Source organism: Corynebacterium sp., assembly GCF_012837295.1.
Classification (GTDB): domain Bacteria; phylum Actinomycetota; class Actinomycetes; order Mycobacteriales; family Mycobacteriaceae; genus Corynebacterium.
The window spans coordinates 1-4,566 of the sequence record NZ_DURI01000332.1 but is presented as its reverse complement, the minus strand read 5'-3'; the positions used below and the strand labels follow the sequence as shown (position 1 = coordinate 4,566).

Annotated in this window: 6 protein-coding genes; all 6 read right to left on the bottom strand. The window is 69.9% G+C overall.

The features are described 5' to 3' along the window. Positions 1-36: 36 nt before the first annotated feature. On the bottom strand, positions 37-327 hold the full coding sequence (locus GX015_RS11005) for a YggT family protein (protein ID WP_291345134.1): 291 nt from the start codon (positions 325-327) through the stop codon (positions 37-39). A gap of 9 nt (positions 328-336) precedes the next feature. Then, a complete protein-coding gene (sepF, locus tag GX015_RS11000; protein ID WP_291345132.1) occupies positions 337-894 on the bottom strand; it encodes a cell division protein SepF in 558 nt (185 codons plus the stop codon). A 96-nt stretch (positions 895-990) separates the two neighbouring features. Further along, the gene (gene pgeF, locus GX015_RS10995; protein WP_291345130.1) at positions 991-1,731 is read right to left on the bottom strand and encodes a peptidoglycan editing factor PgeF; all 741 of its coding nucleotides are present in this window, start codon (positions 1,729-1,731) and stop codon (positions 991-993) included. Between the two features lie 10 nt (positions 1,732-1,741). Continuing rightward, positions 1,742-3,016: a cell division protein FtsZ gene (gene ftsZ / locus GX015_RS10990; protein ID WP_291345128.1), complete on the bottom strand. Its 1,275-nt coding sequence runs from the start codon at positions 3,014-3,016 to the stop codon at positions 1,742-1,744. Between the two features lie 225 nt (positions 3,017-3,241). After that, entirely contained in the window at positions 3,242-3,946 is a 705-nt protein-coding gene (locus GX015_RS10985; RefSeq protein WP_291345127.1) for an FtsQ-type POTRA domain-containing protein, read from the bottom strand. Next, a partial coding sequence (locus tag GX015_RS10980) for a cyanophycin synthetase (protein ID WP_291345126.1) occupies positions 3,946-4,566 on the bottom strand: 621 nt, incomplete at its 5' end. The genes GX015_RS10985 and GX015_RS10980, both read right to left, overlap by 1 nt.

Genomic DNA, 4,566 nt, shown 5'->3' with positions numbered 1-4,566 from the left:
GGCCACCGAGTGGTGGCCCGCCGGTTCACGTCGGCGTCAGAACGCGACGCCCACCAGCACCATGCGGATGATCATCAGGATGAAGAAGAGCACGAGCACCGACATGTCGAGCTGCACGCCGCCCATCGGCATGGGCGGGATCACCTTCCGCAGCGCCTTGACGGGCGGATCGGTGAGGGTGAAGATCACCTCTCCCACCACGGAGAAGGCGCGACCGGGCTGCCACGACCGCGAGAAGGACTGGATCATCTCGATGACGATCCGCGCCAACAGCAGGTACGTGAAAAGCTGGACGACGATGAGGAGAATGCCGAAGAAAGTCTGCACGCCTAGAGCTTAGACGGACAGTCGATCACGCTCGACGTCGGAGAGCTCGACGCCCTCCGGCAGCAGCGTGAACACGGCGCCGCCCTCGGTGCGCTGGATGCGGCCGCGCAGGGCGAAAGCCAGGCCCGCGACGAAGTCCAGGTAGCGCTTGCGCTCGGCGGGCTCCAGGTCGACGAGGTCGAACACGACGATGTCGCCGTCGCGGAAGCTCTCGCCGATGACCTTGGCCTCGGAGAACTTGTCCAGGAACTCCGTCTTCGGCGTGATGTGGTGCACGGACGGGGCGACCGGGCGGTCCAGCGGGCGCAGGTGCGGGCGGCTGTAGGAGTCGTCGCGGTCCTGGTCGCGGTCGGCGCGATCGTCGCGGTCGTAGTCGCGGATGCCGGCACCACGGGAGTAGCCGCGGCCGGAGGCGCGGTACTCGTCCTCGTAATCGTCGGAGTAACGGCCGGCCGGGCGGTAATCGTCCTCGTACGAGTCGCGCTCGTAGCGGTCGCCGAAGTCGGCGTCGTCCTGGGCGGGGGTCAGACCGAAGAAGTCGGAGAACTTCCTGGAGATGTTGGACATGTTCATCCTTTGCATGTCGTGGTTGGTGGTGCGGTGCTGCTCACAAAGGTACCCGGGCCGCCGGGGATCACCGGGCCGACACGCCCGGCCGGAAAACTACTCCTCGACGAGCACGACGACGCCGGCTTGCCGGCCCGTCTTCCCTTCGCGCCGGTAGGAGAAGTAGTCCGGCTCGGAGATCGTGCAGCGCGGTTCGGCGTTGATGTTGGTCACGCCCAGTCCGTGCAGCTGGCGCATCAGGCCCGCGCGCACGTCGATGCCCGGGGTGCCCTTGGCCGTCTTCGTCCGCGACCCCGGCAGGTGCTTTTCGACGTCCGCCGCCATCTCCTCGGGCACCTCGTAGGATTCGCCGCCCGCGGCGGCGCCCAGCAGTGCGTGGATGTTGGCGGGAGAGGCCCCCAGGTCGACCATCTTCTCCACCGTCCGCGCCACGATGCCGTTGCGCGCGCCGATCCGCCCGGCGTGGACGGCGGCGATCACGCCCGCGCCGTCGTCGGAAAGCAAAACCGGGACGCAGTCCGCGACCAGGACCGTCAGCGCCAGGCCGGGGACCGTGGTGACCGTCGCATCGGTCGCCGGAACGGGCCCGTCGCACGGCCCGTCGACGACGGTGACGGTGTTGGAATGGATCTGCTCCATCCACACGAATCGCGACGGGTCGAGGCCCATGCCCTCGGCCAACCGGCGGCGATTGGCCTCGACGGCCGCCGGGTCATCGCCGACGTGATCGCCCAAATTGAAGGAATCGTACGGGGACGCGGAAAACCCGCCGCGGCGGGTGGTGAGCACCTTGCGCACGCGGCGGGTTCCGCTCCCCTGCGGGGAGGACTGGTTCATGTGCCGGAGCCTACGCCCAACCCGGCAGGTCCAGGCCGTCGTCCTCGGCGGGACGACGATCGTCGCGGCGGTCGTCTCGGCGGCCACCGCGGCGGTGCTCGCCCCGGTAGTCGTCCTCGCGGCGCGAACCGTCGGTGAACAGGCCGCCGCCCGACACGCGGGAACGCGGGGTGAAGCCGGCGTCGGAACGATCGTCGCGGCGGTCGTCGCGCACCTCGTCGCGGGCGGCCGGCTCGCGGTCGCGCTCGCCGCCGCCCAGGTTGTCGCCGCCCGGCAGGGTCGCCGGGCGCTGCTCGGCCTCCGGCTTCGGCTGCGACGGGGCGGCGGTGGCCTTGCGGGCGCGGTCCTCGAAACCGGTGGCGATGACGGTCACGCGGACCTCGTCGCCCAGGTTGTCGTCGATGATCGTGCCGAAGATGATGTTGGCGTCGTCGTCGGCCTGCTCCTCGACCAGCGAGGCGGCCTGGTTGACCTCCATCAGGCCGATGTCGGAGCCGCCCGCGAAGGACAGCAGCACGCCGGTCGCGCCCTCCATCGTGGTCTCCAGCAGCGGCGAATTGATGGCCATCTCGGCGGCCTTCTGCGCGCGGTTCTCGCCGCGGGCCGAACCGATGCCCATCAGCGCCGAACCGGCCGAGGCCATGACGGAGCGGACGTCGGCGAAGTCGACGTTGATCATGCCCGGGGTGGTGATCAGGTCGGTGATGCCCTGGACGCCGTTGAAGAGGACCTCGTCGGCGGCACGGAAGGCCTCCATCATGCCGATGTTCTCTTCGCCGATCTGCAGCAGGCGATCGTTCGGGATGACGATGAGCGTGTCGCAGGCTTCCTTGAGCTGCTCGATGCCCTCCATCGCCTGCTTCGTGCGGCGCTTGCCCTCGAAGGAGAACGGCTTGGTGACGACGCCGACGGTCAGCGCGCCGGCCTTCTTCGCGATGGACGCGACGACGGGGGCCGCACCGGTGCCGGTGCCGCCGCCCTCGCCGGCGGTGACGAAGACCATGTCGGCGCCCTTGAGGGTCTCCTCGATCTCGTCCTTGTGGTCCTCGGCGGAGGTGCGCCCGACCTCCGGGTTCGCACCGGCGCCCAGGCCACGGGTGGCTTCGCGGCCGATGTCGAGCTTCACGTCGGCGTCGGTGAACATCAGGGCCTGCGAGTCCGTGTTGACGGCGATGAACTCGACGCCCTTCAGACCCTCCTCGATCATGCGGTTGACGGCGTTGACGCCGCCGCCGCCGACTCCGACGACCTTGATCACGGCGAGGTAGTTATTCGGGGAGGTCATGTGGTTCTGCTCGCCCTTCCTTTGATTGCGTTCCCGGCTTTGTTGTCCGCCCCATCATCGTTCATGGAATGGCGTAGGTCCGCCACCGAACGCCCGGCGTGTCGGCACCCTCAAGTAAAGGTTGAGGGCTAGGTTGGGCACCGAATCGGCCGTCCCCGCACCGGTGATGAGCGCAGGGTTACGCGCGCGAAGTCCGGGCGCCGATCCCGAAGGTCGGGCATCCGGTCAGTTGCGCAGGGTCGGCTCCACCGGGTTGGACACGTTCCAGCTCTGCCCCTCGCGGTCCAGGACGATTTCCGCCGCGCGGCCCTTTTCGCGGGCCCGGTCTGACGATCCGAAGAAGATCTCCCGGCCGTCGTGCAGGTTGAGCGAAATCTCGGTCTGCCCCGGCGCATCGACCCGGGCCACTTCCCCGCGCACGCGCTCCGGCAAGGCCACCAGCACGTCGAGCACGGCACGAACCACCTTGGGATCGGGGTCGAGCTTGCCCGGGTCGGGGTCTTCCACCCGCGGCACGCGGACGAGTTCCACGCTGCCCGGCGGGGGCGGCGCCACGAGGAATTCGACGCCCTCGGAATTGAACAGGTGCTCGCCGTCGGTGGCGCGGATGTGCGCGACCGAGGCGTGCTCCACGACTTCCACCGTCACGGCCGACGGCCACGAGCGGCCGACGGTGACCTTCTCCACCCACGGCTGGGCGGCGACGGCGCGGGCGGCGGCGTCGGTGTCCACCCGCGCCAGCTGCTCGCCGGTGGAAATCCCGGTGGACTCGGAGATTGCCGCGGCGTCGCCGTTGACGACGCCCTCCACGCGGATCTCCTTCACGGTGGCGACCGGGGTGAACCACAGCACCGCCCACGCGATCGCCGCGACGACGATCAGCGCGACGACGATGATCCCGGCGCGTGCGGCCCCGCCGAGGTTCCGCATCAGCCCAGCTCCCGCAGGATTTCGTCGGCGAGCATGGTCACGCTGCCGGCGCCGATGGTCAGGATCACGTCGTGCGGCCCGGCGACCTCGCGGACCCGCTGCGGCGTGCTGGTGAAGTGCGGTTCGAAGATCGTCGGTGCGGTGACGTCGCGGGCGATGAGCGCGCCGTCGACGCCCGGCTCCGGCTCTTCGCGGGCGCCGAAGACGTCGAGGACGATCACGCGGTCGGCCAGGGACAGGGCCTCGGCGAACTCCACGGAGAACGCCTTGGTCCGGGAGTAGAGGTGCGGCTGGAACACGGCGACGACGTTGCCGCGGCCGGCCTCGTCGACGAGCTCGCGGGCGGCGCCGAGGACCGCACGGACCTCGGTCGGGTGATGCGCGTAGTCGTCGTAGACCCGGGCGCCGTCGAAATCCCCGCCGTCGATGCGGCCGTGGTAGTCGAAGCGGCGGCGCACGCCGGTAAACTCGCTGAGCCCGCGGGCCATGCGCACCAGGTCGGCGTCGATGAGCCGGCCGGCGACCAGCGCCGCCAGCGCGTTGAGCGACATGTGGCGGCCCGGCTGGCGCAGCTCGAAGGTGACGCGATCGCCGAGGACCGTCGCCTCCACGCGCGCTCC